The 300-nt window shown below is 70.0% G+C and carries 1 pseudogene; it reads right to left on the bottom strand.

What is annotated here, in order from left to right:
• Nucleotides 1–300 (bottom strand): annotated as a pseudogene (locus tag ACLZOT_RS51620) (N-acetylmuramic acid 6-phosphate etherase); the annotation flags it as partial.

Genomic DNA, 300 nt, shown 5'->3' on the forward strand with positions numbered 1-300 from the left:
CCCCCGCCAGCAGCACCAGGATCGCCGTCTTCACCTCGCCGCCCGCCTCGGTCAGGGCCTGTTCGATGGCGGTGTCGTCCGCGCCGGTGGCGAGGGCGACGATACGGCGGGAGCGGGCGCGGAGTTTTTCGTTGGAGGCGCGGACGTCGACCATCAGGTTCCCGTAGGTCTTGCCGAGCCGGATCATCGTGATCGTCGACAGCATGTTGAGCACGAGCTTCTGGGCGGTGCCGGCCTTCAGCCGGGTCGAGCCGGTGAGCAGCTCCGGGCCCACGACGACCTCGATGCCGTGCTCGGCGG

Origin of the sequence: Streptomyces sp. 4F14 (assembly GCF_048159485.1) — a bacterium.
Classification (GTDB): domain Bacteria; phylum Actinomycetota; class Actinomycetes; order Streptomycetales; family Streptomycetaceae; genus Streptomyces.